The sequence below is a fragment of the Methanoculleus frigidifontis genome (assembly GCF_030464345.1).
GTDB lineage: Archaea > Halobacteriota > Methanomicrobia > Methanomicrobiales > Methanoculleaceae > Methanoculleus_A > Methanoculleus_A frigidifontis.
In genome coordinates, this window is record NZ_VCYH01000005.1 from 110,802 (window position 1) to 137,267 (window position 26,466).

The following is a 26,466-nucleotide window of genomic DNA, read 5'->3' on the forward strand; positions in this document are numbered from 1 at the left end:
AGGTTTTAAATTTTTTTGTTGAGGAAATGATTTTAATCCCGTAATTTCGCAATACCTCTGTGTATCCCGTCTGGCTCGAGGAATTGATGGCTAAATATTGGCCTATTTTACAAAAAATGACTTTCCGCGTTTTCTTTGCCGTTGAGTGTGCGTTATACATCTAAAATTTCATACAAATTATGCAAATTTACAGCTATGCCTTTTCTGTGCCAGCGATGACCTCATCGGTCTTTTTCGAGTGTTCTGCGGCTTGTGAAAACGATCCGTATCCCGGCGGCGGGTGACCTGTCTCCCTGGAATCCGGCGATTTCGAGTGGCTCTATCCTTGTCTTAAGACTGCACCGGGTTTTGTTCCCCCGCACGGTCGGATGCGCCCGATGACTACCGGTTCCGGTTCGGGCATCTATTTTTGGGTTGATTTCCCTCTGCCGGATGGAGCGGGAGAAACCCTCATATGGAAACACGGTGGCGTGCCGCAACCCCTCCCGCACTCTCTGGTGTTGCAAACCGTCCGGTGAGCGGATATCCTGGTACACAACGCGGTTCTTGTAGACTATCCAGCCCTCGGGGAGTGCCAGCAGCGAACGGCTACGCAAGTCTCGGCCGGTCGCGGTGCTCCCTCTGGACATGCCGGTGGAGCTCGGCATGCGTGGAGAAGATCCTACCGCAAACAGGGCAGATGTACTCCCCCATCTCGGGCGGGATCTCAGGAGACCGCTCCCTGTCCCCGTCCCGGTCCGGGCGACACCTATTTTGCGTCATGCCTGCCTGCCCGCCGCGATCTCTTCGAGCGATCGGCCGGTCAGGACGGATCGCGGTTCGGTGGTGACGGGGTTCCTGTGCGGATTCGCCGCTTCGTCGTTTATCTTGACGAGCAGCCAGGCTTCACTCTTCCCGGTTCTGAAGCGGGTGAGGGCGTATCCTCCCCGGAGCTTCTCGCCTTCGAGCCGGACTGCGATATGGCCGCCTGCGATCGCCTCGGCAGCCGGTATCTCCTTCCCGCTCTTCTCGGTGATGTTGCGGTATGTTCCGGTGTCCCAGACGAGGACGGTGCCGCCTCCGTATTCCCCTTCCGGGATGACGCCCTCGAACCCGGCATACTCCAGTGGGTGGTCTTCGGTGGGAACGGCCAGGTGCTTCTCCTTCGGATCGGTCGACGGCCCCTTCGGAACCGCCCAGGATTTGAGCACGCCCTCAACCTCCAGGCGGAGGTCGTAATGCAGGGTGCTGGCGTCATGCTTCTGGATCACAAAGATGGGGCGCCTGCCTGCCTCTTCCTCTCCGGGAACGGGTTCGGGCGTACGCGCGAAGTTTCGCTTCTCGTGGTACTCCTTCAGTGTATCCTCGTCTGCCATCGGCATCGTCTCTCCGGTCGTACCAGGGGGGGTGTTCATCCCTGCAGATAAGTATTGCCCTGTCTACAGGTGCCGCTCAGAAGCCGGAACAATCCGGACATTCAACCTCTCGGAGCCGATGATCAGGATCCCTTCTCCCGGCTGGAAGTTCATGAGGTCGGCCTCGCCCACCTCGAAGAACTTGGCGTTCTCCTGTGCCTGTTTCTTATTCTCCGCCCGCATGCAGAATTTCACGGCAATGTTGGCCAGGATCTCCTCGTTGAAGTGTGCTATCAGCTGCGAGGCGAGGATGAGCGAGACACCGAACTTCCGCATCTCGGTGGCGTACTTGTTCAGGACGGCCTTGACCGTCGTCTTCGAGCCGCTCTTCTGGCTCACCAGGAGTTTTGCCTCATCGACGATGACGAAGAGGCGGAACTTCTCCTTCTCGTCTTTCGTTCCCCGCGGGATCTCCCCCGTGGCCTGGAGGGTGTAGTAGATCCGCCGGAGGAAGAGATCGGCGAAGAGGTACCGGAGGCTCTCGGGGAGGGCGTTGAGGTTGATATGGGTCACGCCGCCGGAGAGGATGGTGGGGATTGAGATCTTCTCGTCGCCCGAGAAGAGTTTGTAATCGAAGATATCCTCAAGGTATGCCGGTATCGCCTCGTCCTCGCAGTCCATGATCTCCCGTTCGATATCGTCGAAGTCAAGCCTGCGCGACCAGGTTTCTGGGTCTGCGGTGATGCCGCCCATCCGGTAGCAGTCTTTGATGATATTCTTGATCTTGCGCCGCTGCTGGATGCCGAGGGTCGGGAAGTTGATCGAGATGGCGTCGACGAAGTCTGAGGTTGCGCGGAGCGGAGTGATCTCGTCGATATCGGTGTCGAGTTCGAGCGGGTTGAAGTAGTATGCGCTGCCCTCTTTGATCTTGTACGACCGGAGCGCTCCCGAAGTTGCCGCCATATCGCCGTGGAAATCGAGCAGCACAACCGGCATCTGCCGTGCGTTCAGTTCCCCGGCGATGCACCGGATCGTCTCGGTCTTCCCGGCACCCGAACCGCCGAGGATGATCATATGCCCGTTATTCAGCTTCCCGGGCGACCAGCGCACTATCTCTCCCTCCCCGGTATAGCCGAGGAAAACGTCCAGGTCGTCGCCCGGTGCCGGCACCGGCAGGTCGGCGGCCGGCATAAACGGAGGTTTCTTCTCCGGAAGAGGCGCCTTCTGTTGATTTCTCTTTCGATTTTTGGTCGGAGTGGACACCGGTGCCGTTTCGACCACATCTGCCGCCGCATCTTCTCTCTCCGGTTCATCCTCTTCGACGGCAGCATCCTCTTTTACGGTCGGGATATCCGGAACTGACATCGCTCCGGAGGGTATATCGCCGCCCATATCCGGGATCTCGCCGGGGATGACGGCCGTCGATGAAGGCTTCGGAAGGTCCCGGGCAGAGCTGTCGGCCTCGCCGCACCCGGCTTCACCATCCAGCACCATGGCAACCTCGCGCATGAGCACCCGGCCGAGTTCCTCGAGGCGAGTCTCGCACAGCGCACGGTCCCGGATCATGAACCTGGCCGGAGTGTCCTCTGCATTCCGGGGGATGTGCTCGAGGATATAGACCGCATCCCCGAGATAGTCGAGTGTGCGCACAAGTTCCCTCCGGCCCGCCGCCGAGCTCCGGATCATATCCTGGTCTTCTCCGGTTGCCAGAAAACGCAGGGCGGTGTATCTGGCGTAGAACTCCCCAAACCGCTGGTCATAGTGGTCGCGCACGGCAGGATCGATCGCTTCCAGGACATCTTTCAGGATATGGGTGAACTCCGGCGGGAATGCGTATGCCGTCCCATCCGCCCGGCAGCTGTCGAGGTCATATGCGTATGCGAGAACCGCGCATCCCGCTTGCCTCAACCGGGATGCGAACTGTTCGCATTCCTCGAAGAGCATCGGGTTATTGTTGAGAAGGAACCCGACGAACGTCCGTTCGCTCTCGGGGAGGGATGCCGGGAATGTCTTATTGACGTACGATCCCTTCACCGTCCCGGCAAGCAGGATGGGGACGGCCGGGTGGATGTACCGGACGAGCGTATCGATCTCGAGATCTCTGTGCCGCGCGTCCATGAGCGGCAGGGCAACCCGTTCGCCCGCCGCCGTAATCCGGATGATAGTCATGCCGTGCCAGGAGCGTTCTTCGATGAGGCCGACCTCTCGCAGGGCGAAGAGTGGACCTGCGGTATAGGCAAAACAACTCTGCTCGACCACGCCCTGCCCTCTCCCCTGCTGATAGCAGCTGTTCTGTGCGATGTAGACATACAGAAGCGTCTCGACGATGTCGCGGATCTCCTGGACTGAGAAGTCCTCGAGGTATTCGGTAACGGCGGGTGGGAATGCCTCGGTGAGGCGAGGGATGTCTGTCTCTGAATAGTGCAATGCTCTCAGTGCTGCTGGAAGATCTGTCGACACGGATGTTCACCAACGGGTTGTATGCTCGCTCGTCGGTTCCGATATTGCATATCGGCCGACGCCTGCACGCGCAACGGGACGGGAAATGCAGCTTTTGCCTGCCGGTCCCTGTCTCATAGTTCTGCTGAAAGCCAATTAGTTTTAACGAAATGACGTTCGCTCTCGAAGAGTATTGTGCGGGCATATCGCGGTATCTCCGGCACGGATCTGCGGTGATGGGATCCGGTTCTCCCCTTGTACGAGTACGGCTGCTCTGCAAATGGGGCTTTATCTGGAACGATTTCCTGATAAAAGTTCTCAGGATCTCTCCGTTAATTCAATCTGTGTATTATTATAATGGCTAAGATATATATTGCATGAAAGAGAGATGGGTGTGAGGCAACCTGCAATGGATGAGAAGTACAGAATGCCGATGATTGCCGCGCTGTTGGTATTCTCGGTATTCCTGACGTATTACTTCCATGCGATACTTGCGCTGGGCACCGTCTTCTCCCATATATTCTACATTCCGATTATCCTGAGCGCACTCTGGTGGGGGCGGAGAAGTGTTCTCGTCGCCCTCTTTCTCGCCGGGCTCCTGGTGGGGAGCAGCATCATCTTCCGGCTCGGAGATCCGACGATAATTAACGACTATCTGCGTGCCCTGATGTTCGTCGTCGTCTCGCTGGTCATCGCCTCTCTGAGTGAACAGGTGCAGGGGCGGCAGCACGAACTTCACCGGGAGAAGAACCGGTTTCAGACGCTGCTCGACGTTGCAGGCGTACTTCTCGTTGTCATCAATGCCGACCAGACGGTCGGTCTCATCAACCGGCGCGGCCTTGAGCTTCTCGGCTACCGCGAGGCCGAGATCATGGGGAAGAATTGGTTCGACGTCATCGCTCCGGATCAGTATCGGCAAGAGGCAAAAGGTGCATTCGATCGGATAATGGCCGGTGACATGACCGCCTTCGAACAGGCGGAGACGCCGGTCGTTTCGAAGACCGGAAGGGAGTACACCATCGCGTGGCAGGATACGGTTCTCAGAGACGAAAGTGGGACGATCATCGGCATACTTGCCTCAGGCAAGGATATCACCGACCGGATACGGGCAGAAGAGGCTCTGCGGGTCGCAAATGAAGAGGCAAACCTGTACCTGGACATCATGGTGCACGACATCAATAATGCCAACGCCGTCGCCCTCGGATACGCCGAACTGCTCGCCGATACCATGAACGGGGCGGAGCGTGAGATGGTCACAAAGCTCCACACGGGGATCCGCCGCAGCGTTGAGATCATCCAGAACGTCACGACGTTGCGCCGCCTTCGCTCGCAGGACTGTGCATTGCAGGAGTTTGATCTTGATGAGGTTATCAGGGCGGAGATCCGGCAGCACCCCGATCTGGAGATCGTCTATGACGGCAGACAGGTTGGCATTGCTGCAGATGAGCTGCTCCCTGAAGTCTTCACGAACCTGATCGGAAACAGCACCAAGTTCGGCGGTTCCGATGTGCAGGTCTGTGTGAGGGTTGCGGAATATGACGACACCGTCGTGGTTTCGGTGGAGGATACCGGGCCGGGTGTCCCCGAGGAGACGAAGTCATGTATCTTCTCCCGCTTTTCGAGAGGGAACTCGACCAAGAGCGGCAAAGGTCTCGGACTCTACATCTCCCGGATGCTGGTCGAACGCTACGGCGGCAGAATCTGGGTGGACGATCGGATTCCCGGGAAGCCGGAAGGAGGGGCGGCGTTCCGGTTCACTCTGCAAAAAACGGGGCGATCGCTGAGGCAGCGCGCTGATGCGTGCCCTCTCATCGCCAGATGTTGACCGGATCGATGGTGGCGTCGATGACCATGTTGAAGTCGAACGACTCCAGCCACCCCATCTTCTCGAACATCTTCATGAAGCAGACACCGATGAGAGCAGATGGTTTGTGAGTGCCGACGACCTGCACGACCTGATCGCGGGAGACAGGGACGTTCGGCATGGACAGCCCTCCCATCAGGACGATGACTGTCGGATCGACGGGTACCTTCTCGGCACTCGCCTGCATCCCGACCTCCGTTACCATATGGAGTTTCCTGGCACCGACTTCGTCGACGTAGGGCACGAAGATCTGTTCGCAGGGCAGATCGCGGGTCGCGAACGCGAGCAGTTCGACGAACGGGGTGCAGGTGCCGGGACAACCATAGTAGACGATCTGGTCATCCCGGGAGAGGCCGGCCTCCGTCAGGAATGCCTTGAACGGCCGGAGCATACCGGGAACGCTGGTGAGCTGTTCTGCAAGTTCCATATGGTCTGGTTGGGGCGGCGACCTATAAAGTCTCTCTTTCGGTCTCCTGCTGCGGGCAGTCGTTGCTGTTACAGCCGGCCGAGCAGCATCGCTCCGCCGAGCCCCAGCATGACGCACCCCATAGCAAAACGCACCCTCCGTTTTGTCGTGATCCTCCATGCACCGACGCGGTCGGGCGAAAACCCGCAGTATACAATGAGGAGAATGACCGCCAGGGGAAGCACGAAGATAAGATTATACAGGACAAGGTAGGGGAGCCCCTCTGCGAACGTCATCCTGCTGCCGAGCAGGCCGAGGATTGCGAGGTAGATCCCCCCGGTGCACGGGAGTTCGACGACGCTGACGAGGGCGGCGAGTGCGATGGCTGAAGGGATCGAGGCCCGCCGGATGTACTGGCCGATCCCGGCTTTCATCGATTCCGGGATGGAGAAGCTGAATCCATCGTATTTCCGGAGCGCCTCCCCGATCTGCACCAGACCCGCGGCGACCGCGACGAGCCCGGCAAGGGTGAACACGGTTCCCGAGAGCCCGGATGCCTGGACGATTGCGAAAAAGCCGAGCCCCGAGAGGAGATATACGACAAATACAGTTCCGATATAGGCAAGACCGACCCGCAGCAGTCTCTTCTGGTCGGCAAGCGAGGTGAGATATGCAAGGAGGACAACGAGGACGGCAACGGTGCACGGGTTGATGCTGTCGACCGCTGCCGCAACCAGAACCGAGGCCAGGGTGATCTCCGCTCCCCGGGATGACGGTATATCCGCCGGAGCCGTAGTATTTCTGCTATCCGTCCCCCCGGGTTCCTGAGCGCTTCCGGCAAACTGCATGAGGGATCGCCTGATGCTGGACGGGTTCACTATCTCCCCGGATTCTTGCGCGATGATTGGTTTGAGACCCGCCCGGATCTCCTCTTCCCCTGCCATGGCCGTATTGCCGATGATAAGGAGAGGGATTGTCCCGGATTTGACATCGTAGTGATCGATGAGGTTCCGGAACACCTCGCGGTTCGTCGCGTTGAAGTAGACCTCGCGGCACCGGACGTGAACCTGTGGGTGCTCTTCGGCCAGTTTTTCGACGAGGGGTTTGACCCATAGGCAGTGCGGGCACGCTGCACCGTAGAAAAAGTCTGCGTCGATCGATACGTCCCCGTCGTCCTGCGCCTGCATAACCCTGCCGACGATCGCCGGAGTGCTGCTGGCGTCTGCGGCAGGGGAAAGAGATAATGCCAGAACGAGGATCAGGACAAATGACCGCAACCCGCTCACCGTGTTGTGGTTTATTCAAAGCAGGTGATCGGCAGCGGGGCAGCCGCCCGGAAACATACTGCCTTTGGCTTCTGCGCGCGGAAAAACCTGTCGGCGGCCGGGGATCCGGGATCCCGGCCGATTCCTCCTATGCGGAGCGTTCATCCAGTGTCTCGATCAGCGTTTTGATGGCCGGGTGCCCGTCCGTCAAAGCCTGTCCGTCAAGGCCTGCTTCAAGGATGCCGGGTTCCTGCGGAATTTCGCAGATTATCCGGGACGGATTCGCAATTCCTTCGCGCATACGGGCGGCCATGGCTGGATCCGCCTTGTTCAGCACGTAGTAGAGCGGGACGCCGATATCCCCTGCCATCTCCGCAATCTTTTCCGCGAGCCGCAACGACTCAAATGAGGGGTCGAGCACCATGAGAATCACGTCGGCCTCCTGGTCGATCCCGCGGCCGAAGTGCTCAATCCCCGCTTCGGTGTCTGCAATAACGACATCATCGTCACCGAGGCGAAGATTGCCGAGAAACTGCCTGGCGAGTATTCCCATCGGGCACGCACACCCTTCTCCCGCATCGTGGATCTTGCCGATGGCGGCGAGCCGAACGCCATGGTCTTCGGTGACGTAGTCCCTTGGAAGGCTGTCGAGCGTCCATGTCTCCTCAATCAGGTTGACCGATGCAAAATCGGGCATCGCTGCCATGATCTTCGCCCCCATGGCTTTCTTGCCCCCGAAGTAATCCATCAGGTCGGGCGGTGCGTCCGTCCCGAGCAGGCGGTGCAGACCAAGGTTCGACTCGTCGGTATCGACGACCAGCACGAGGTGGTTCCTCCGTGCATACTCACGTGCGAGCAGGGCGGTGAGCGTGCTCTTCCCGCTGCCTCCTTTTCCACAAATAGCGATCTTCATGTCGTTTTCACTTCCGTTCTGTTGTCTGCAGGCGATGCTCTCACAGCACTGACGACAGTTTTCCTCCCTTCGGGGAGGCGTGCATGCGCCGGTATGCCGGCCTGGCTCCGTTTCGGGAGATCTGACGCATAGGAACGACGAGAGGGGTTTCGTCGTCCTGCCGCTGCACCAGAGCCTCCACGCCGTAGACGTCCGCAATATGCCCGGGCGTCAATACCTCCCACGGGCTCCCGGCGGCATGGATCACCCCGTCTTTCATCATGACGATCCGGTCCGAGAACCGGGCGGCCATATTCAGGTCGTGGACGGCCATGAGCGCGGTGATCCCGCGCCCTGCGACGAGGCCTGCGACGATCATCATCACGTCCAGTTGATGCCAGATGTCGAGGTTCGACGTGGGTTCGTCCAGGAGCATCACGTCGGTCTCCTGGACGAGTGCCCGTGCGATGAGCGCCTTCTGCTGCTGTCCGCCCGAGAGCTCGGTGAAGGGAGCGAGCGCGATCTCCTCGAGGCCGAGCAGATCGATGACGTCCCAGACCCTCTCTTCATCCTCGCTCGAACTCGTCCACCCGAGGTGGGGGCGGCGGCCCATGAGAATGACGTCGAAGACGGAGTGGGGAAAGACCCGGACGGAGCTCTGCGGCACGTACGACATATGTTTCGCAAGTTCCATGCGTTCCAGCCGGAGCACGTCTTTTCCGTTGATCGCGACCATTCCCTGCTTTGGGGTGAGGATGCGGTCGATGCACTTGAGGAGGGTGGATTTCCCGGAACCGTTCGGCCCCACAATCGAGACCAGGGAGCCGCCGGGAACCTCCAGGCACATCCCGGTGAGCACCGGGATCGAGGTGTAGGCGAACTCCAGATCCTGCACGAGCAGTTTCATGTTCATTGCCAGAACTCCTTGCGCTTTCCTTTGAGGACCAGGTAGAGGAAGAACGGCACGCCGAGGAGCGCGGTCATGATGCCGGTCGGGATGACCGTCGGGCCGATGATGTTCATGGCCACCGCATCGGAACAGATGAGGAGGAACGCGCCCAGGATGCCGGAGGCGGGGATGAGGAGGCGATGGTCGGCCCCGATGAGCATCCGTGCCATGTGGGGAGCCACGAGCCCGACGAATCCGATCGTGCCCGTGAAGCAGACGATCGTCGCGACGAGGATCGAGGCGACGATCATGGTGAGCATCCTGACGCGGTTGGCCTCGACACCCAGACTCTTTGCGGAGTCATCGCCGATCGTCATCAGGTTCAGGTCCTGCGCTTTCGACCAGAGAAGCGGCGTGCATACGGCGAAGATGACGAAGAAGAGCCCGAACTTGCTCCAGGAGAAGGCGGAGAGGTCGCCCATGCCCCACGTCGTCATTAGCCGCAGTTGCTCGTCGGTGGCAAAGTACGCCATCAGTTGCGACAGCGAGGAGAAGAGGTAGTTTACTGCAATCCCTGCGAGGATGAGCGTTTCGGAGGTCGCTCCCTTCAGCGCTGCCAGAGACACGATGAAGAGGGAGCAGAGCATGGCAAATGCAAACGCGTTTGCGATCAGCAGGAACGGCCCTCCGACGAGCGCAACCCCGAAGACGGCGGCGATGGCGACGCCGAAATGGGCGCCGGATGAGATTCCGAGGGTGAAGGGGCTTGCGAGCGGGTTCTTCAAGACCGCCTGCATCACGCATCCGCAGATGCCGAAGCCGAATCCCGCAAAGATCCCGCCGAGTATCCGGGGGAAGCGGATGTTCCAGACCACCTGCTCGAGGACGTCATCCATCGAAAAGACGCTCGGGAAGAACCGGGCGAGCAGCGTTTCGTAGACCTGCAGGATGGATAGGTCGAGCGGGCCGAGCGTAACGATGTAGCCGACGGCAAAGATGATGAGAGCGATGATAAAAGCCAGGAAGGTAAATTTGCGGCTCATGAGCCGCCGGTGCTCCCTGCGGGTCTCCTCGAGCTTCTTATTTCGCAGCTCGCGGTGGTGCTGCGCCGCCCTGGAGCGGGGCTCATAGCCGCCGGTCATGCCCCGCTGTCCTCCTTCTCCCACCAGATCCGTGCCCGCCATCCGGTTCGCATCGCCGCAAACCTGCCATCATCGGTCGGTTCAAGTGTTTCGGCGAGGTAGGTGCGGAGGATCTCGGTCTCTGACGAGGAGATATCGTTGCGTTCGCACCACCAGGCGACGGCGTCGTCGGGGCTGTCGTAGACCTGGCGGCTTGTGGTCTTCTCCACCGAGACGTTGGCGTAGATCCCCATGACGTGAAGCACATTCACAATGAAGCGATAATCGGGTACAAACCGCTCCTGTCCGTCCCGCCCGAGGCGGCGGAGGAGCTCCGCATCCATCGGGTGGCGCTCGCGCCCGGCGAACCAGAGGAGATGGACGGCCCGGCGTGCGGCAGCGTCGATCTTTTCAAGTCCTGCTGCGAGATCGTCGAACCCGAGGGAGTTCGATGCGAAGACGACGTCGTGAACCGGGATGTCCCGGCCAACCTCGACGTCTTCCCAGCGCCGGCGGACGACAGAATAGTTGGTGAGCCCTGCGTCCGCCATGCCCTGTTCCAGGTATGCAACCATTCCTGCAGAGGGTTCGAGGGCGGTGACATGGGCGGCGTGCCGGGCCAGCGGAACCGCAAACCTGCCGGTGCCGGCGCCCATATCGAGGACGGTGTCGGTCGGACGAAGGCCGAGGGCGCGGACCTGCGCCTCGACCTCTGCCGACGTTCCCGCGACCGCCCGGTGAAAGGAGGCGGCGCGCCGGTCCCAGTCGACCGTGCGCCCTCCCTGCCGCTGCCGGAGCAGCCGCCAGAGTTGGTTATAATCGACAATGGCGGTCATATCTGCTGGTCACGCGGGAACGTCAGATAGTCCGCATATGCGCTGTACACCCCGTCGACACCCAGGAAGGCGGTCATGATCTCGTTGCCCTCCTGCTCCATGTCGAGATCGGCAAATTTGTCCGGATAGAGGATCCTGGCCATGTACAGGACGTTCAGGAGGTTCCTGTCCTGTGGCCGTCCGCGGCAGTGTGGGTAGAAGACGTTGTAGACCCGGCCTTCCTGGATTGCTTTTATCGACTGGAGCTCGGGAGCTGCCAGGATAAAGTCCACGCCGGCATCGTCCGGCGTCGAGCAGGAGACCAGGATCACGTCGGGGTTCCAGGCGATAATCTGCTCGATGGCGACATTCACATTCCCGTCTGCGCAGTCTTCCGCGACGTTAACGCCTCCCGCCATATCGAGGGGGAAGTAGGTATTGTAGGTGCGAGTGAAGTCACGTCCTTCCTTGGCATCGTAGAAACCTTTTTTCGCCCCGCGTGGAGCGAAGTAGACCCGGACCTTCTCGTCTTCGGGAATGGCATCGGTGATGTCGGTCACCATTCTTATCTTGCTGTTCATGAACGCGACGAGTTCTTCGGCCTCGCCCTCTTTCGAGAGCGCCTCGCCGACGGCCAGGGTATGATCCGTCACCGATTCGTAGGTGAAATCAGGCCCTGCTACGAAGACGGGGGCGCCCACGCGCTCTACCATATCGTCCGCCTGGTCTTCCCAGGACATCCAGAGGAAGACCAGGTCGGGCTTGAGGGATACCATCTGTTCGTAGTTCGGCGTGTATCTGTCGTTGGTCAGGGCGAGGTTTTCGAGCCCGCCGGGAGTGACTCCTTCCCAGCATTCTTCGCAGAAGATCTCCCCGTCTGCGGTCATCGGGCAGACACAGCCCGAATCGATGGTGCACTCGTCGGACCCGACGAGGAGGTGCCCGTCGCCGTAGGCGATCACCAGCCGGGAGTTGTCGGGATTATTGGTGATGATCCGCTCGACGGGGCGGTAGAGAGTCATCTTGCGGCCGGTCATGTCGGTGACGGTCTTTGGCTCGCCGCCCCAGACGGCATAGACGTATGCGGCGTCCGAGACTTCGTCGAGCGTCAGGTCGTTCGTGCCGAGGAGATAGCCGCAGACGCTCGTGGCGACGAGGTCACCGGTGAGTCTTCCTTCCGCGCCGAGCGGGAGCGAATCCGCCGCTGCGGCCGGTGAGATGAGGAAGGCTGCAGCGAGAGCGACGAGCAGCAGAACGGGAGCCCTGGAAACGTTCATGCCTCGTCACCTCCGGTTCTCTGTCGCAGGGCGATGGCACCGGCACCGAGAGCACAGCCGAGCAGGGCTGCACAGATGCCGAATCCCGGCGACTTTTGTGCCTGCGTCTCCTGCTGCAGGTTCACGGAAGAGACCGACGACGCGCCGAGCGTGTTCCAGCGCCCTTTGCCCTCCTTCAGGTCGGGCGAGAGTTCGCAGAGGTCGACCCATTCAGTTACAAAGCCCTGGATCCCGTCTCCGGTTCCCGTCAGGGTGTAGGAGACCTCTTTTTCGTCACAGACAAAGAAGGCGATCTTTCGCCCGTCGCGGTCGATCTCGAAGTGCGGTGCGGCGGAGATCGCATTGTCGGTTTCCGCAAACGTCCAGCCTTCGGGGACGGACTCGACGATGCCGATCGCGAACGGTTCTTCCGCGTCGATCGTGTAGGTTACCGTCACTGCTCCGCCGGAGGGCGCAACCTCTCTCTGGACGATTGGCGCCGCTGCCGCAGGTAGAATGCAGCAGACGTGAAATATCAGCAGGGCGGCAAGAATCAGCCCTGTTCGATGAATAGCTGTTTTCATGGTTGCATCTCCCGTTTGATTGAATGCCGTGGGTTCAATTGCATTGGGTGTTACTTATCTGATTTAGGTTCATACTTATTTTTTACTATTTTGAATTCTGTAATACTAAGTAATCAATTATTTTAAAATAGTAGTCTTAATGGTGCCCCGTCATCGTTTGAGCCGCACAAACCTGCCGGCCATCTGGGATTTTATTTCTTTTCCTGCGGGAACGATGAGCAGTAGGAGTAAGGTATTATGGTGTATGTTTGTTCAAACCGATGACGAACGGGAGCGGAAGATCGTCCTGCTGTTGAGCAGACTCTGCATGGTATTACATATCATGGGGGATGTCGCACATTGTGCGTAAAATTACAAACGTTAGTGAAATAAGTAATCCTTTTATACAATATTGTCATACCGGTTGGATAGAGCAGCGCCCGGAGACTCGTATGCACCGGAAGGCCGCATCTCCCTGTTCTCTGCACGGCGCCGGGCTATGACATCCCGTTTCGAGGAGCCATGTACGACAGTATCGTTCAGACGGTGACGCTGGCGGCCGGCCTGCTCGGCGAGATGGTTCCGATGATGGTCATCGGCGTCTTTCTCGCCGAGCTGCTCGTCGCCCTGAAGGTTGCCGGGAGGATTGCGGTTCTCTCCCGCCCGCTCACCGCATTCGCCTGCCTCCGTGAGGAGTGCGGCACCAGTTTCCTCATGGCCTTCGTCTCGCCTCCTGCCGCCAACGCCATGCTGGTGGATTACCACGCAAAGGAGATCATTACCCGGCGCGAGCTCGTCATTGCAGCCATCATGAATTCGTTCCCGACGGTCGTCATGCACTGGCGCTACCTCCTCCCGGTCTACATCCCGCTTCTTGGGATCCCCGGCCTCATCTATTTCGGTCTGCTGATGCTGGTGGGGCTTGCAAAGACCGCGGTCATCATGGTTGCCGGGCGGGTCGTCCTCACGCCCGCTCCACCCGTTCAGGTTCGGGCTGTGGAGGAGCCGGCCGCTGGTACGTTCCGTGACGCGCTGCGGGAAGCAGGTGCCTCTTCCTGGAAAACCCTGACACGCCTGCTCAAAGTCACCGTCCCTACAATCATCATTGTCGCATTCCTCATCAACGCAGGTACCTTCGACCGGCTCGCTGAGCTGATGCAGGGTGCAGGCGGGTTCTTCCCGGTTCCTCCGGAGGGCTTTGCGATCATTGCCGCTCAGTTCGGGAGTTTCGTTGCGGGCGCAAGCGTCGCGTCCGCCCTGCTCGCTGCAGGGGACATGACCTGGCAGGAGATCGTGCTCACGCTGCTTGTCGGCAACATTCTCACCAGCGTAACCCGGAGCATCCGCTGGTTCGGGTCGTCCTATGCGGCGATCTTCGGGATGCGGACCGGAACGGAGATCATGCTGATCTCGACGGCGCTCCGGAACGGTATTATGGCGGTGCTGGTCGTCGTGCTGGCCTACGGTGCCGGATGGGCACTGTGAGCAAATCTTCCGTGATATGCGCATGTGCCGGGAATCAGGATTCGCCCCCCCTCTGGGAATATTACTGCTTTAAATTTAAGGATTAATTAGTAATATTAATATTGTATAATTTCATACTGAGTTCGGGGGTCGGTGCCTGCCGGGAGAAGGAGATGGCATGAGCACGCCATCTCTCCAGTCAGCACCCGGAGCAGGACTTCACATCCTTCCTTTCCATACGCCAGGGAATTCCCTTCCTGAACAAGGGATTTGTGCGGCGCTCCCTGTTCCGGCATATCGACCCCCACGGCGATTTATTGCCTGAAATCCGGCAGACAGCATACTACGCGGGCTCCTCCGCTTACAGCACCCCGCATTCCGAGAGGTGGTAGAGCCTTCTGACCCGTTCCGCCGCATCTTCCGATACGTGCGCGGTGATCTCCGCGAGCACTGCTTCGACGTCTTCTTCGGGTATGCACGAAAGGCTCTCGCGCCCTTTCAGTATCGCTTCGGTGAGGTACTGCCAGTCCTCATCCGAGAGGCGGCGGATGCGTTCTGCAAAATCATCTGCATCGTCTGCAACATGGTTCGAGACCGGTGGGAGGATCGACTGGAATGCATGCCCCGCTCCCGGGCAGATGACATCCGCGTACTCGGGGGCGAGTTTCCGGAAGATGGTCAGGTCTTTTTCGTCAAGTTTACGTGGCATGGCAATCGCTTCCGCGGCAATGCGCCGTAGTGCATACGTGCTCCCGGGGAGTATGTATCGTTTCCGCCTGCCGGCGGGAAGAGAAGAAAGGATTGTCAGAGTCTCTACGATTCACTGAGCAGTTTTCCGGACTTTGCGATGTTCTCGCGATCGAGTTCTTCGATCAGAATGGTGACCCAGTCCGGACTGACGCCGAGCGTGCTGGTGATTGTGGCCGTGATCTCTTCTGCCAGACGGCGCTTCTGCTCGAGCGTTTTGCCCTTCGACATCTGTATGGTAACAACAGGCATGGTATCTCCTTCTCATGTTGACCGGTCGATTATTTATATCCGGCTCATACGGTCTTCGGTGGGCACTCGCTCGGCAAGCATCATGGCCGCTATCTCGTGGGCTATGCGGGTGAACGCCGTGCCTTCGGCAGGGGCTACGACGCTCCGGTCGGGTGTGGTGAGGCTGTCGGCAGCATGCGCGATCTCGCGGTCCAGCATCGCCGTCAGAGCCCGCTCGATCCCTTCCGATGACCAGAGATACTTCACCTTCGCGATGCTCGGGCGCTTCTGCAGAAGGTCGCGGACCAGTTCGCTGCAGAGCCTGTCTGCACAGACACAGCGCAGCAGCAGCATCTCCGAGCCGAAACCGCTCCGCTTCCTGCCTCCCGCAATCGCCGAAAGATCGGCGATGTCGTCGGCTATCTGCATCGCTTTGCCAACACGGAGGCCGTAGTCGGCAAAGGCTCCCACGGTGCTGCCGTTCCTGCCGGCGGCCATACTGCCCCAGGCGGCGGTGAGCGAGAAGAGGTGCCCGGTCTTTCGGGTGATGATCGCATCGTAGAGTGATGTCGCCGGGAGCTCCGGCCGCAGGAAGAGCTCTTTCATCACCCCAGACGCCATGCTCCGCTGCGTTGCCGAGAGCATGGTGACGTAATCCGGCCCGTATGGGGCTGCGAGCGCGTACGGCAGCGAGAGGACACCGATGGTATCCAGCATTGCCTGTTTCTCTCCCCTGGTCACGTGGAGCGTGCGGACTCCCCGGCGGACGGTATCCTCGTCCAGCATGTCGTCGAGGATCAGGCTGGATGCATGTGCAAGCTCCACGGCGCATGCCAGGTCGAGCACCTTCTCCGGGGTATTCCGCCGCTGCGTGAGGTTCCGGTGAACGTAAATCAGCAGCCCTGCCCGCATCCGCTTGCCTTTCAGGAGGAGCGGGAGCAGCTCCTCGTCGAAGGCTTCGTCCGTGGTCATCACCTCCCTGACCCGCCGGTTGACGGCCGGCCGGATCTCTGCGAGGAGATCGCGCAGCGCAGTCAGAGAGGCCACCCCCGGGAGGATCCGGGATCATGATGGACGCTCACCCCGAGGCGGACGAGCGGGAGGGCGAAGGAGTAGGCGATGCTGAGATAGAACTGCCCAGGACGGAGGGCGCCGGTGCTCGCCTCGAGTTTCGTTCCCCCATCGCGGAGGCACGCCTGCCGGGCAGCATCGACGCGATCTCCGAGAGCGATGAGGAGGAGTGGCCAGTCCACACCGACATATCTCGCCTGCCGGGCCGCAGCGCCGATCCCGATGAGGGAGCCGCCGATGCTCCATGCCGTCAGCGGTTTGACCCGTGCAGGGTGAAGGAGTGCGCGATAATCCATAACACTTAAGTTCCTCCTCTTCTGGTGATCGGGTAGTCTGGTACGTAACCGGTTGTGTAGGAGTGCCAGCATGGATTAATAATGTGTGGGTGGCACGCCACTTCTCCTTCTTCTCTTCAGTTCCGCTCCGGTGATACATCTGCGGTTTGCCGGGACCGTCCGATGGCCGAAACGTATTTACGCCTCATCCGGATAATCGGTCTTCCCCGTCCCAGGTCGATCCGGGCGGCCGGACCCTGTGAGCGGAGGGGAAAGTATGGGAACAAAATTTTCAGAGTCTGGCTTTGTCTACGCGGGTGCCGCAGAAGGATTGGTCTGTCGATAAAGACTGCAGAAAACCCGGGTGCACTACCCGGCGGATCACGAGGAGGTTTTTGAAACGTGGCGGAGCAGTACGTTAATACACTGAAACCGGGCGACCCATTCAGGGACTGGTTGGTCGAGGTGCTCGGCGACCGGGTGCATAACCCGGCGTGCAGAGTACGGGTGTACCGGATCAGTCCGGCATCCCATACGGTCTGCCGGTATGCGTTCTCCGGCGAGAAGTTCAGCGTAGTCGGCAAGTTCTTCGGCGAGCCGACAGGCGTGATGAGACACTATAATGAGGAAAAAGCGATGAGGAACGAGTACCAACGCCTCAAACAAGCTTCAATGGTGATCCATGTTCCCCGGCCGATCACGTGCCGAGGTAACTTCCATAATGTCGTTATTACCGACTACATCAAGGGTGTAGCGCTCAGGAAGTACCTCCGGCATGAACATCATCTCTATGATCGCCTCTCGTCGGTCGCAGCGCTGCTCCGGAGGCTCCATGACGGAACACGTGGTCCATGCAATATTCAGCGTGAATTCGGACAGTTTCACAAAGTACTCGATCAAAATCGGCTGGACGCCGATCAGCGGGAACAGTTCAATCACCTCCTTGGAGGGTGGTGGGATGCCGGGCTGCTGCATGGTTTCCACGGGTCACTGATCCATGGGGATGCGACCCCGGCCAATTACATCCATGTCGATGGAAAGGTCTACGCAATCGACTTTGAAAACGGGTTGCGAAATGCGCATCCAATCCACGACCTGGGCGTTCTCTCTGCCGAGATGAAGCATTTTTTTGCGTCCCGTTTCGACGATGGTGAGAGGAGCGAGCCTTACATCGGTCATCTCCTCTGGCGCTACAGCAGAGGTGAGGATGATTTTTACAAAATAACTGATGTACTGCCGTTCTTCATAGCGTTTGGATATATGCGGATCGCACGGCTCGGATGGGCACCATCGCACCGGGAGTATCTCATAGGGGAGGCGAAAGCATGTTTGAGGTCACGTTTAACATAAAAAAGGTGAAAGGCGTTCTCTTTGATTGTTACGACACCCTCGTCGACATAAAAACCGATGAGGGGAGCACACAGACCTATGAAGTGCTGAGCAACTGGCTCATCTATCAGGGTGTCCGGATAACGCCGGACAGGCTGCGCGACGCCTATAAACAACGGGTACGGGAACGGATAGAGGCGTCGTGGGAGCGGCACCCCGATGTCCGGGTGGAGGAGGCCTTTGCAGAGATCTGTGCGGAGCACGCCATCTGGGAGATCGACGAAAAGCACCTGGGAATCCAGGCTGCCCGCTCGTTCCGGGCGGCCTCGCTCCGGCGACTGCATGCGCATATCAAGAGCCATCGGCTGCTCGATATTTTTCAGGATCTTCCCAAAGGGGTTGTTTCGAACGGACAGCGGGTCTTCTCGGAGCGTGAAATGCGGGCGCTCGGCTTTTACGACCGGTTCAATTTTGTGATCTTCTCTTCGGACGTTGGGTGCAAGAAACCGAATCCGCGGATCTTCATACTGGCGCTTGAGAGGCTGGGCCTTGAGCCCGAGGAGACGCTCTTCATCGGCGACGGCTATGAGAATGATATCGTCGCGCCGATGAAGATCGGGATGCAGGCGCTTTTCATCGACGAGGCATGGAAGTATTTCAATCTGTGAAGAAACTGGCAGGCCGTAATCGGGGAGGGGTGAAGGATATGGAAAGGCAGATGCGTGCATGCAGGATGTGCTACGGTGGCATGGACGTTTGTTGCCGATGCTTTTCTGGTGCATCCGGGTGACTTTAGCCCGCTCCCCTGTATTCCTCGTTGGTGGTGGAAATATGTAAATCCCTATACTTCGACTCTCATGTTCTATACTCAATGCGAAAATTATATATTATGTAGGGGCAGAGGAGTATCTAAGCCCGGGAGGTGAATCAGATAGACGTACCAAACCTGGCACCCAGAAACCCTTCATGTATCGCTGTCGGAGATCCAGACCGGAACGGTGATGGCAATTTCCAGGACTGATCCCCTGCCGGATCACTGGATCGGTGTAGATCTGAACACAACCGGTCATATTGCCGTCGTTGCCCACCCAACGACCGGTAAAGTGATGAAACTCGGGAAGAAAACCCCGCATGTTCACGCGAAGTACAGCCACCTTCTCCAGCGCTACCGCACGTCCGGGAAGCGTGCGAAAGTAAAGAAGATCCGGAACCGGGAGCGCAGTATTCTCAAGGATCTGAACCATCAGATCAGCAAACAGATCGTCGGTCTGGCACGGGTGCTCGACTGTGGCATCAAACTGGAAAGACTTTACAGCAAAGGACAGATCCAGAAGCGTAAACAGACCGCTTCGTACGAATTTTCGTTAAACAACGGCTCTTTTTATCAGCTCCAGAAGATGGTGGAGACCAAGGCACGCAAAGCAGGGGTCTCTGTCGCATACGTAAATCCTGCCTTTACCTCGAAGAACTGCAGCCGGTGCGGCATGAACGGCATCCGGAAACGCAAACGGTTTGAGTGTCCGCACTGCGGGCACGCTGATCACGCTGATGTGAACGCGGCGTTCAATATCGCGTCCGTATCGCTGGGCGTCGATCGCTTGTACGCAGACAGGGATGCGTGCGACGGGAGCACTGATACCCCGAAGAAGGCGCTTGCGAGAACGCCGCAGCACTCAAAGCCCGGTGTGTACCGCCGCCCGGGCATGTCAGAGTCCATTCATGCAGAGAACATCTTCGCGATTCTCGAGCAGCTATCGATCGCGGGCGTCGGATAACGGGGCGGAATCCGCCGCCCCCTTTTGCGTGGGTATCGGGCAAGTCCGGCGTCTGCCTCCCTCCGCCGCTCTGCGTTGTGGTGGAAAGAAAGCAAGGGAGTCCAAAACCGGCCAGTTCCCACGCACGATCTTCCGCAGAGCCCGCTCACCGATCCTTAATGGGGGGCTCGAACGAAGAGAAGATTCAGGATGAAAGACTCGCACTGGCTGATCACCGTTGCATTTGGGCTCATCACCTTTTTCACCGGTCTTTACGGCCCTCACTTTCTCGTGTTTCAGGATCTCCACCCTATCCGGGATCTATACGCTCGGCGACATCGCGTTTGTCCCCCTCGAGGTGCTGCTGGTGACAATCGTCATCCACCAGATGCTCGATATCCGGGATAGGCGAAAGAGGCTTGAAATGCTGAATATGATCATCGGAACGTTCTTCTCGGCGGTCGGGACGCAGCTGCTGACGTACCGCTCCGACAACGACCCCCATATTGCCAATCTCCGGGAGCATCTGATCGTTGCAAGCGACTGGACGGACGAGACGTTCCGGAAGGTCGGCCGGGAGCTGCGCGATCACGCGTACGCGGTGGCTATCGACCGGGTCGACCTCTCCGGGCTGAAGGAGTTCCTGGACTCACGGGAGGAGGTTCTGCTCCGCATGCTCGAGAACCCGACGTTGCTCGAGCACGAATCGTTCAACGAGCTTCTCCGTGCCGCCTCCCACCTCGCCGAGGACCTCCAGCGCCGCCCTGACGTTGCGTCGCTGCCGGCAACCGACCTCGGGCACCTCGGCGGCGACATCAACCGTGTCTACCGCCTCCTTGTCCACCAGTGGCTCGACTACATGCAGTATCTGCAGAAGAACTATCCATACCTCTTCTCGCTTGCCCTGCGCACGAACCCGTTCGACGAGACGGCGTCGGCGATCGTCGGGTGAGGGGGAGTTCCCCCTTTTTCAGGCCTGCAGGAGGATCTCCCGGATCTCTGCGGTTGCATCCGGGAACCTTTTATCGAGCCTGCTCTTCTTGACGTTCTCCTTGACGATCCACCTGATATCGGTGTTCTGGAGTTCGGCGAGCTGGCGGAGGTATTCGAACCCCTGGTCAGGCAGAGCGTTGACGACGACGCTCAGCGTATACCCGAGCCCCTTGCGGAGCACCCGGAACTCTTCGGAGGCCTGGTGCGGCGCCGTGTACACCCGGATCAGGATCTTGCGGTGCAACATCAGTGCCGCCTCTGCAACGGCAGCGTCCTGGAGGAGATCGGGTTCGGCGATGCCTGCGGCCGCAGCTCGCATGGGGAGCCATGCGCCGCTCTCAACCCAGGTTTCGAGCTCCGAAAGGGTTCTGTCCCGTGCCGCCGCGAGCAGATCTGCGACGCCCATCGCCGCCGCCTCCCGCTCCCGCCAGCGGGGGTCGGTGGAGGCCTGGTGGATCTGCAGGAGAGCGAGGTCGGCAAATGCAGGGGATATTGCGCCGACCGCCCCGATCCCGCGGATGCCGCAGAACGAGAGGAACTCGTGCGGGTCGCCGGTGGGCGCATCGTCGGGTTCGATGGCTGCCAGTTCCACGCAGAGGTTCCAGAGGATGCGCCGGTCCTCGGCATCCTGCGTTGCGTATTCACGGACGGTCTCGGTGAACGCACGGGCGAGTTCCAGGTTGGCCCGCGGTCCCGGGAGGTTGCTGCCGGCGACCAGGTAGGCTATCAGATCGTCCGCGTTTCCGCTCGCCAGAAATCCGGAGAGGTGGCGGGAGACGTCCTGAAGGTAGTTCTGTTCGGTCATGGGTACCACGGTCCTGCTCTTCAGATCAGCGACCCGGTACCTGTAATACTTATTGATCACCCGGATTCGACGAGTGATGCCACGAACGCCTCCATCGCCGGACGGACGTTCGCCTTCTCCCGCGCCGATATCCGGTGGGTCATATCGGCCTGCAACAGGTCGGCATAGGCGTCCGGCCGGGCGCCGGGAAGATCGCATTTGTTGAGCATGACGGCGATTGGCGTGCGCTGCTCTTTCAGCCAGGCGTAGGTCTGCATCGTCGTCGCATCACATCCGACCGTGGCATCGACGACGATGATCGCTCCGTTCATCCCGCGTGCGAGGATCTCCCTGACAAACTCAAACCGTTCCTGTCCCGGCGTTCCGAAGACGTACACCTTCCGGCCGTTCGTCTCGAACCGCCCGAAGTCGAACGCCACCGTCGTTGTCCCGCCCTCCGTCTTCGCCTCGATGTGGCGTGCCCCTGCATCGAGCGCACGGACGAAGGTTGATTTACCGGCATTGAACCCGCCGAAGACTACGATCTTGAGCCTGTCTGCTGCCATTAGCGAATCTTTGACGCCTGGAGGTTTTAGGGTTTCGATATTCAATGCTGATTTATTCGGATTTTCCTCTCCATCCGGGGATTGGCATGCACTCGGAACATTCCTGGCGACGTACATCTCAGGAAAGTATTGTGGGCTATGTTTTACAGTGCTGAGACTATATGGTAATTCGAATAATCCTATCACCTGGTACAGTGAAAACCGATCCGCGAGGAGGTGAGCGGAAAGATTTTTGGGGGAACGATCAACAGGCGTTCGGGGTGGACTGAAGAATGCATCTCATGGTGGGGGTATCCCGTTGTATCCGGTGCCGGCCGCCTTCCGGCATCGGGCAGCATTCCGTGTCCATCCGTTTGATTTCCATGGCAGTTTCTCAGCATATACAATGCAGCGAGTCTATCTGGAGATGACACCTCTCGCACCAGAAACTTCCATTTCCTGTGGCTTCACAACGGGAATCAGACCCACACCAATTCCGGGGAGAGACGGGTGGAGGCACAGACACCCGGCTATCCCCTCCCGATCATACTTTTTTCCGTGATCCGGCGCCCGCCATCACAATACTTAATGCAGATATACCGGGGTGCTCCAGTACAGAGGTATGTCTCCTGACGATGTGGTCGACATCATCCCCCGGCTGCAGGCCGTCCTCGAAGGGGCTGCTCTGCGGGAGCAGTATGCCCGGCTTCAGGCATCTGCCCTTGAAGAGCAGCGGTACGCTCTCAGCAGAACCTACGAGATGACCACGGAGATGGAGTGCGATATCGCCGTTGAAGACGAACTGACCGCGCTTGGCTTCCAGTTCTATCCCCTCGGTGGGGACTCGGACGCGGAGATCTGGATCTCGGAGGAGCACGGACTGATGGTCTTCCTCGACTTCGATGCGAACGACGGGCAGTTCTATCAGTACCGCCTGCTGGCCTTCGACGTCGTCAGCGAATCTGTGGAAGAGGCGGCGTGACCGTCCCGGGCACGCGTACCGCAAACCACTTCTGGAGGAGCACCTATACTGGTGCAGGTGTCAGAGAATGGTTCATGAGCATCCCATGAAGCGATTGCTTGCCGACAGGGAGAAGCGCCAGGAGGAGAGTTTCGAGATTCTCGTCCGCCAGCTCGGGGACGAGAGCGTTCCATACCGGTTGCGGGCGGCGGAAGCCCTCGGCAAGACCGGCGATGAACGTGCCGTCGAGCCGCTGGTGCAGGTGCTCGGTGACCCCTCGGACGAGGTCCGGTGGGTCGTCGCCCGGGCGCTCGGGAAGCTGCAGGACGAGCGGGCGGTCGAACCGTTGCTGCCGCTTCTCAGAGATCCGGAGCGGTGGGTGCGGCGCGGTGCGGCATGGGCGCTCGGCGAGATAGGCGATTCGCGGGCGGTGCCGGGGCTTATCCCATTGCTCTCCGAGCGGAAGAAGGACGTCCGGATGGCGGCGGCCGAGGCGCTCGGCAAGATCGGCGACGCGCGTGCCGTCCCTTCCCTGGAAGCAGCGCTCGAAGATGACGAGCCGGAGGTGCGGACAGCCGCCCGGACGGCGCTCCGCAGGATCGCCGGGGAGCCTCTCTGCGAATGACCGACGCTCTCTACAAATACCGGCCTGCCGATTTCGGGGCGCTTCCGGTCGCCGTGATCCACATGGACCTGACGTTCGACGTCTACGATGGCCACACCCGCGTCGTTTCGCATCTGACGGCCGAGACACTCGACATCCCGCTCTCCGTGCTCGACCTGAACGCACGCGATCTGGACGTCCTGCACGTCACCTGCGACGAGTACGGCATCGCCTCTACCTATGACCGGGACGCGGCCGTCCTCTCGATCACCTTCGCCTCACCGGTGCCGCCCCGCACCCGGTTCACCCTCAAGACGGAGACCATCTGCCGCCCCTCGCATCATATCCTCGAAGGGCTCTACTACGACGCGACACCGCCCGGGGCGCCGCCCACCCAGATCACCCAGTGCCAGCAGTGGGGGTTCCAGCGCCTCGTCCCCTGCCTTGACGACATGACCGCGAAGTGCACGTATAGAACGACGATCGTCGCCGACTGCGGCTACTCGCATCTGATCACGAACGGCGACGTTGCCGGCGACCGGATCTACGTCGGGCTGAACCGCAGCTCTATCCGATATCTGAATACCCGGACGCCGATGGCTCCCTACCTCTTTTTCCTCGGAGTGGGTACCTACGAGACCTTCCGGCGGGAGGTCGAGTACCCGGGCGGCAGCACGTTCATGCTCGAGCTGCTGGTTCCGCCCGGGTCCGATCCCGCCGCCGCAGGACAGGCACTCGAGGTCCTTGCCGATGCGGTCATCTGGGTGCACCTCTTCACCGGCCCCGAACAGTACCGGAACGGAGAGAGCCGGCGGGAGATTTACCGGCTCATCCGGGAGCGCGACCGCCTGAAAGAGGCGGGGGGCGATCCCGCGGCCCTCGAACGGTGTCGGGTTGCCCTCGTCAATCTCACATCGACGATCGTGACCGGCTACGCCTATACCGGCTCCGTCTATCGGGAGATCGGGATGCAGAACTCCGACTTCGGCGGGATGGAGAACGTCGGGAACACCACGATCACGACCAACCGGATCATGCCCTTCCCGGCGATGACCGATACGGCTTTTGACTACATGATCCGGGTGAAGGTGCACGAGTACTACCACAACCTGAACGGCTCGGAGGTGACGGGAGAAAGCCCGTTTGAGATCTGGCTCAACGAGGCGGCCACCGTCTATGTCGAGGAACAGTACCACGCATTCCTCTTCGGCGAGGCCTATACGCGCCTTGCCACCGTCCTCGGCCTGCTCGCACCGGAGGGCGGGACGCTTGTCCTCGACCGGGGAGCCGGCTCCATGCCGATCGAGCCGGACGGCTTCAACGACCCGAACGAACTGATAACCGGGGTGACCTACAGCAAGGCACCCGAGTTCGTCCGAATGATCGAGACACTGGTTGGGAAGGAGACGTTTGTGCAGGCCCTCGCCCTCTACCATACCCGCTACCGCCACGCGAACGCCTCCCGCGCCGACTGGATACGCTGCATGGAGGAGGTTTCGGGGCTCGATCTTGCCGGGATGGCGGAAGTCTGGCTGAAGGAGACCGGGTATCCAACCGTCACCGCAGCGCCGTCGTACGACCCCGCGGTGCGGCGGTTTACGCTCGCGCTGCACCAGAGCCGTTCCCCGACGGGGCGTCTCTGGGAGTTCCCCTTCCGGTTCGCCATCGTCCGCCCGGACGGCAGCATGATCGCGGAGCGGACGGTTCGGATTTTTAAGGAGGATACGGTCGTCGTCCTCGATGACGTCGATGCGCCTGCATACCTCTCGCTGAACCGCGGCTACTCCTTCTACGGCAGGGTCGAGGATACGGCGACGGTGCCGGAGCTCCTCCTCCAGGCACGGACCGAGACCGATATTGTCAACCGGTTCATCGCTTTTGCGCGGCTCGCCGACCGGGAAACGATCGGATTGGTCGACGATCCGGGCGCTGCGCCGGATCCGGCATTTCCACGCCTCTTTCTGGACCTTCTCACCGATACCACCCTCATGGACGAGGCCGGCGGCCAGCTCCTGACGATCTTCGCATCGGTGAGCGACGAGCGGTATGCCTACCGCTACCGCGCTCTCGCGTTCGCCCGGCGCCGGCTCTACGTCGCGATCGCCGGGGAGCACGAGGATGCCCTGTATGCAACGTATCATCGGGCGGCGGCATCCGTGCCGGAGACGCCCGACGACCTTTCGGGCGAGGTCACCGCCATCAAGCATCGGCAGGTGAAGAATACCGCTCTTGCCGTGCTCGCCGCGCTTGATACCCCCGCCGTTCACGCCCTGCTCCGGGATCAGTTCAGCGTGGCGACGTCTGCAACCGATCGCATCGCCGCATTTCGGCTGTACCTGGAGAGCACGGCGCCGGACCGGATGGAGATCTTCACGGAGTTCCTTGCAGAGTCACGGCAGAATCTGGTCGCCTGGGAGACGTTCCTCGGCACTGTCGCCGCGAGCGATGCCGCCGATATCGTCTCCCTGCTCCGGCAGATCGAAGCCTCGGATGCATTCCGGATAGAGCAGGCGAATGAACAGCGGGCGCTCTACGCCAGGTTCGCCCTGAACCGGAAACACTCGCTTGAGACCGAAGCCGGAAGGGCGTTCCTGACAGATGCACTGCTCCGGCTCGCACCGATAAACGAGTACAGCACCGTCCGGGCGCTGGATGCATTCGCGTTCATCGACCGGATGGAGGAGCGGTATCACGCCCCGGTGGTGCGCATCCTCGCCGTTCTGCTGGCTACCCTCGATCCCGCGAAGACCCCCTCCGTCTACAATACCGGCAGGCGCCTCCTCCTCGGGGCGCCAAGCGCAGTGCAGGCGTATGAAAAAGAGTATGGCCGAATTCCGGCCCTTGCCGGGGATCCGGACTGATCC

25 protein-coding genes are annotated in these 26,466 nt (G+C 59.9%); 9 read left to right on the plus strand and 16 right to left on the minus strand.

Features of this window, described 5'->3' with window-relative positions; genetic code table 11:
* Positions 1–758 precede the first annotated feature (758 nt).
* A complete protein-coding gene (locus FGU65_RS08880; protein ID WP_301664091.1) occupies positions 759–1,355 on the minus strand; it encodes a DNA polymerase ligase N-terminal domain-containing protein in 597 nt (198 codons plus the stop codon).
* A gap of 63 nt (positions 1,356–1,418) precedes the next feature.
* Positions 1,419–3,761, minus strand: coding sequence for an ATP-binding protein (locus FGU65_RS08885; RefSeq protein ID WP_301664092.1), 2,343 nt, complete (start codon positions 3,759–3,761; stop codon positions 1,419–1,421).
* A gap of 421 nt (positions 3,762–4,182) precedes the next feature.
* Between FGU65_RS08885 and FGU65_RS08890 the strand changes: the two genes are divergently transcribed.
* Positions 4,183–5,598 carry a sensor histidine kinase gene (locus FGU65_RS08890; protein ID WP_301664093.1) on the plus strand — a complete coding sequence of 472 codons (1,416 nt, stop codon included), beginning with the start codon at positions 4,183–4,185 and terminating at the stop codon, positions 5,596–5,598.
* Here the strand turns inward: FGU65_RS08890 and FGU65_RS08895 are convergent.
* The 8 genes from FGU65_RS08895 to FGU65_RS08930 all read right to left on the minus strand — a co-directional run bounded on the left by FGU65_RS08895 (position 5,582) and on the right by FGU65_RS08930 (position 12,865).
* Entirely contained in the window at positions 5,582–6,064 is a 483-nt protein-coding gene (locus FGU65_RS08895) for a DUF2124 domain-containing protein (RefSeq protein WP_301664094.1), read from the minus strand. The two genes, FGU65_RS08890 and FGU65_RS08895, sit on opposite strands and share 17 nt — an antisense overlap.
* A gap of 68 nt (positions 6,065–6,132) precedes the next feature.
* Positions 6,133–7,320 (minus strand): cytochrome c biogenesis protein CcdA, encoded by a 1,188-nt coding sequence (locus tag FGU65_RS08900; protein WP_301664095.1) that lies wholly within the window; start codon positions 7,318–7,320, stop codon positions 6,133–6,135.
* A gap of 136 nt (positions 7,321–7,456) precedes the next feature.
* The gene (locus FGU65_RS08905) at positions 7,457–8,221 is read right to left on the minus strand and encodes an ATP-binding protein (protein WP_301664096.1); all 765 of its coding nucleotides are present in this window, start codon (positions 8,219–8,221) and stop codon (positions 7,457–7,459) included.
* Between the two features lie 40 nt (positions 8,222–8,261).
* The gene (locus FGU65_RS08910; protein ID WP_301664097.1) at positions 8,262–9,113 is read right to left on the minus strand and encodes an ABC transporter ATP-binding protein; all 852 of its coding nucleotides are present in this window, start codon (positions 9,111–9,113) and stop codon (positions 8,262–8,264) included.
* Positions 9,110–10,231: a FecCD family ABC transporter permease gene (locus tag FGU65_RS08915; protein WP_301664098.1), complete on the minus strand. Its 1,122-nt coding sequence runs from the start codon at positions 10,229–10,231 to the stop codon at positions 9,110–9,112. Before FGU65_RS08915 ends, FGU65_RS08910 begins: the two co-directional genes overlap by 4 nt.
* Positions 10,228–11,046 (minus strand): class I SAM-dependent methyltransferase, encoded by an 819-nt coding sequence (locus FGU65_RS08920; RefSeq protein WP_301664099.1) that lies wholly within the window; start codon positions 11,044–11,046, stop codon positions 10,228–10,230. Before FGU65_RS08920 ends, FGU65_RS08915 begins: the two co-directional genes overlap by 4 nt.
* Entirely contained in the window at positions 11,043–12,302 is a 1,260-nt protein-coding gene (locus tag FGU65_RS08925; protein WP_301664100.1) for an ABC transporter substrate-binding protein, read from the minus strand. Before FGU65_RS08925 ends, FGU65_RS08920 begins: the two co-directional genes overlap by 4 nt.
* Positions 12,299–12,865 carry a hypothetical protein gene (locus tag FGU65_RS08930; protein WP_301664101.1) on the minus strand — a complete coding sequence of 189 codons (567 nt, stop codon included), beginning with the start codon at positions 12,863–12,865 and terminating at the stop codon, positions 12,299–12,301. Before FGU65_RS08930 ends, FGU65_RS08925 begins: the two co-directional genes overlap by 4 nt.
* 501 nt (positions 12,866–13,366) lie before the next feature.
* On the opposite strand from FGU65_RS08930, the gene FGU65_RS08935 reads away from it, so the two are divergent.
* Positions 13,367–14,329 carry a nucleoside recognition protein gene (locus tag FGU65_RS08935; RefSeq protein WP_301664102.1) on the plus strand — a complete coding sequence of 321 codons (963 nt, stop codon included), beginning with the start codon at positions 13,367–13,369 and terminating at the stop codon, positions 14,327–14,329.
* Positions 14,330–14,669: 340 nt separating this feature from the next.
* Here the strand turns inward: FGU65_RS08935 and FGU65_RS08940 are convergent, their stop codons facing one another.
* The 4 genes from FGU65_RS08940 to FGU65_RS08955 all read right to left on the minus strand — a co-directional run bounded on the left by FGU65_RS08940 (position 14,670) and on the right by FGU65_RS08955 (position 16,653).
* Positions 14,670–15,017, minus strand: coding sequence for a hypothetical protein (locus FGU65_RS08940; protein WP_301664103.1), 348 nt, complete (start codon positions 15,015–15,017; stop codon positions 14,670–14,672).
* A 104-nt stretch (positions 15,018–15,121) separates the two neighbouring features.
* A complete protein-coding gene (locus FGU65_RS08945; protein ID WP_301664104.1) occupies positions 15,122–15,307 on the minus strand; it encodes a tautomerase family protein in 186 nt (61 codons plus the stop codon).
* Positions 15,308–15,340: 33 nt separating this feature from the next.
* Entirely contained in the window at positions 15,341–16,333 is a 993-nt protein-coding gene (locus FGU65_RS08950; protein ID WP_301664105.1) for a polyprenyl synthetase family protein, read from the minus strand.
* Complete coding sequence (locus tag FGU65_RS08955; protein ID WP_301664106.1) at positions 16,321–16,653, minus strand: hypothetical protein; 333 nt, start codon at positions 16,651–16,653, stop codon at positions 16,321–16,323. Before FGU65_RS08955 ends, FGU65_RS08950 begins: the two co-directional genes overlap by 13 nt.
* 381 nt (positions 16,654–17,034) lie before the next feature.
* Between FGU65_RS08955 and FGU65_RS08960 the strand changes: the two genes are divergently transcribed.
* The 4 genes from FGU65_RS08960 to FGU65_RS08975 all read left to right on the plus strand — a co-directional run bounded on the left by FGU65_RS08960 (position 17,035) and on the right by FGU65_RS08975 (position 20,667).
* Entirely contained in the window at positions 17,035–17,982 is a 948-nt protein-coding gene (locus tag FGU65_RS08960) for a phosphotransferase (protein WP_301664108.1), read from the plus strand.
* Entirely contained in the window at positions 17,958–18,629 is a 672-nt protein-coding gene (locus FGU65_RS08965; protein ID WP_301664109.1) for an HAD family hydrolase, read from the plus strand. Before FGU65_RS08960 ends, FGU65_RS08965 begins: the two co-directional genes overlap by 25 nt.
* A gap of 333 nt (positions 18,630–18,962) precedes the next feature.
* On the plus strand, positions 18,963–19,736 hold the full coding sequence (locus FGU65_RS08970) for an RNA-guided endonuclease InsQ/TnpB family protein (RefSeq protein ID WP_301664110.1): 774 nt from the start codon (positions 18,963–18,965) through the stop codon (positions 19,734–19,736).
* A gap of 223 nt (positions 19,737–19,959) precedes the next feature.
* Positions 19,960–20,667, plus strand: coding sequence for an MJ1433 family protein (locus FGU65_RS08975; protein WP_301664112.1), 708 nt, complete (start codon positions 19,960–19,962; stop codon positions 20,665–20,667).
* An 18-nt stretch (positions 20,668–20,685) separates the two neighbouring features.
* Here FGU65_RS08975 and FGU65_RS08980 read toward each other — a convergent pair whose 3' ends face one another.
* Both FGU65_RS08980 and FGU65_RS08985 read right to left on the minus strand, forming a co-directional pair.
* Positions 20,686–21,513 (minus strand): hypothetical protein, encoded by an 828-nt coding sequence (locus FGU65_RS08980; protein ID WP_301664114.1) that lies wholly within the window; start codon positions 21,511–21,513, stop codon positions 20,686–20,688.
* A gap of 56 nt (positions 21,514–21,569) precedes the next feature.
* On the minus strand, positions 21,570–22,058 hold the full coding sequence (locus FGU65_RS08985) for a GTP-binding protein (RefSeq protein WP_301664115.1): 489 nt from the start codon (positions 22,056–22,058) through the stop codon (positions 21,570–21,572).
* A gap of 601 nt (positions 22,059–22,659) precedes the next feature.
* Here FGU65_RS08985 and FGU65_RS08990 point away from each other — a divergent pair.
* The 3 genes from FGU65_RS08990 (at position 22,660) to FGU65_RS09000 (ending at position 26,463) form a co-directional block, all read left to right on the plus strand.
* Positions 22,660–23,019 carry a hypothetical protein gene (locus FGU65_RS08990; RefSeq protein ID WP_301664116.1) on the plus strand — a complete coding sequence of 120 codons (360 nt, stop codon included), beginning with the start codon at positions 22,660–22,662 and terminating at the stop codon, positions 23,017–23,019.
* 67 nt (positions 23,020–23,086) lie between these two features.
* Positions 23,087–23,623: a HEAT repeat domain-containing protein gene (locus FGU65_RS08995; protein ID WP_301664117.1), complete on the plus strand. Its 537-nt coding sequence runs from the start codon at positions 23,087–23,089 to the stop codon at positions 23,621–23,623.
* The gene (locus tag FGU65_RS09000) at positions 23,620–26,463 is read left to right on the plus strand and encodes a M1 family metallopeptidase (RefSeq protein ID WP_301664118.1); all 2,844 of its coding nucleotides are present in this window, start codon (positions 23,620–23,622) and stop codon (positions 26,461–26,463) included. Before FGU65_RS08995 ends, FGU65_RS09000 begins: the two co-directional genes overlap by 4 nt.
* The last annotated feature ends 3 nt before the right edge of the window (positions 26,464–26,466 follow it).

Excerpts from the sequence above, each read along its gene's own strand:
- FGU65_RS08880 (WP_301664091.1), bottom strand. The coding sequence starts at position 1,355 with ATGGCAGACGAGGATACACTGAAGGAGTACCACGAGAAGCGAAACTTC.
- FGU65_RS08890 (WP_301664093.1), top strand. The coding sequence starts at position 4,183 with ATGGATGAGAAGTACAGAATGCCGATGATTGCCGCGCTGTTGGTATTC.
- FGU65_RS08895 (WP_301664094.1), bottom strand. The coding sequence starts at position 6,064 with ATGGAACTTGCAGAACAGCTCACCAGCGTTCCCGGTATGCTCCGGCCG.
- FGU65_RS08905 (WP_301664096.1), bottom strand. The coding sequence starts at position 8,221 with ATGAAGATCGCTATTTGTGGAAAAGGAGGCAGCGGGAAGAGCACGCTC.
- FGU65_RS08910 (WP_301664097.1), bottom strand. The coding sequence starts at position 9,113 with ATGAACATGAAACTGCTCGTGCAGGATCTGGAGTTCGCCTACACCTCG.
- FGU65_RS08915 (WP_301664098.1), bottom strand. The coding sequence starts at position 10,231 with ATGACCGGCGGCTATGAGCCCCGCTCCAGGGCGGCGCAGCACCACCGC.
- FGU65_RS08920 (WP_301664099.1), bottom strand. The coding sequence starts at position 11,046 with ATGACCGCCATTGTCGATTATAACCAACTCTGGCGGCTGCTCCGGCAG.
- FGU65_RS08925 (WP_301664100.1), bottom strand. The coding sequence starts at position 12,302 with ATGAACGTTTCCAGGGCTCCCGTTCTGCTGCTCGTCGCTCTCGCTGCA.
- FGU65_RS08930 (WP_301664101.1), bottom strand. The coding sequence starts at position 12,865 with ATGAAAACAGCTATTCATCGAACAGGGCTGATTCTTGCCGCCCTGCTG.
- FGU65_RS08935 (WP_301664102.1), top strand. The coding sequence starts at position 13,367 with ATGTACGACAGTATCGTTCAGACGGTGACGCTGGCGGCCGGCCTGCTC.
- FGU65_RS08940 (WP_301664103.1), bottom strand. The coding sequence starts at position 15,017 with ATGCCACGTAAACTTGACGAAAAAGACCTGACCATCTTCCGGAAACTC.
- FGU65_RS08945 (WP_301664104.1), bottom strand. The coding sequence starts at position 15,307 with ATGCCTGTTGTTACCATACAGATGTCGAAGGGCAAAACGCTCGAGCAG.
- FGU65_RS08955 (WP_301664106.1), bottom strand. The coding sequence starts at position 16,653 with ATGGATTATCGCGCACTCCTTCACCCTGCACGGGTCAAACCGCTGACG.
- FGU65_RS08965 (WP_301664109.1), top strand. The coding sequence starts at position 17,958 with ATGTTTGAGGTCACGTTTAACATAAAAAAGGTGAAAGGCGTTCTCTTT.
- FGU65_RS08970 (WP_301664110.1), top strand. The coding sequence starts at position 18,963 with ATGGCAATTTCCAGGACTGATCCCCTGCCGGATCACTGGATCGGTGTA.
- FGU65_RS08980 (WP_301664114.1), bottom strand. The coding sequence starts at position 21,513 with ATGACCGAACAGAACTACCTTCAGGACGTCTCCCGCCACCTCTCCGGA.
- FGU65_RS08985 (WP_301664115.1), bottom strand. The coding sequence starts at position 22,058 with ATGGCAGCAGACAGGCTCAAGATCGTAGTCTTCGGCGGGTTCAATGCC.
- FGU65_RS08990 (WP_301664116.1), top strand. The coding sequence starts at position 22,660 with ATGTCTCCTGACGATGTGGTCGACATCATCCCCCGGCTGCAGGCCGTC.
- FGU65_RS08995 (WP_301664117.1), top strand. The coding sequence starts at position 23,087 with ATGGTTCATGAGCATCCCATGAAGCGATTGCTTGCCGACAGGGAGAAG.
- FGU65_RS09000 (WP_301664118.1), top strand. The coding sequence starts at position 23,620 with ATGACCGACGCTCTCTACAAATACCGGCCTGCCGATTTCGGGGCGCTT.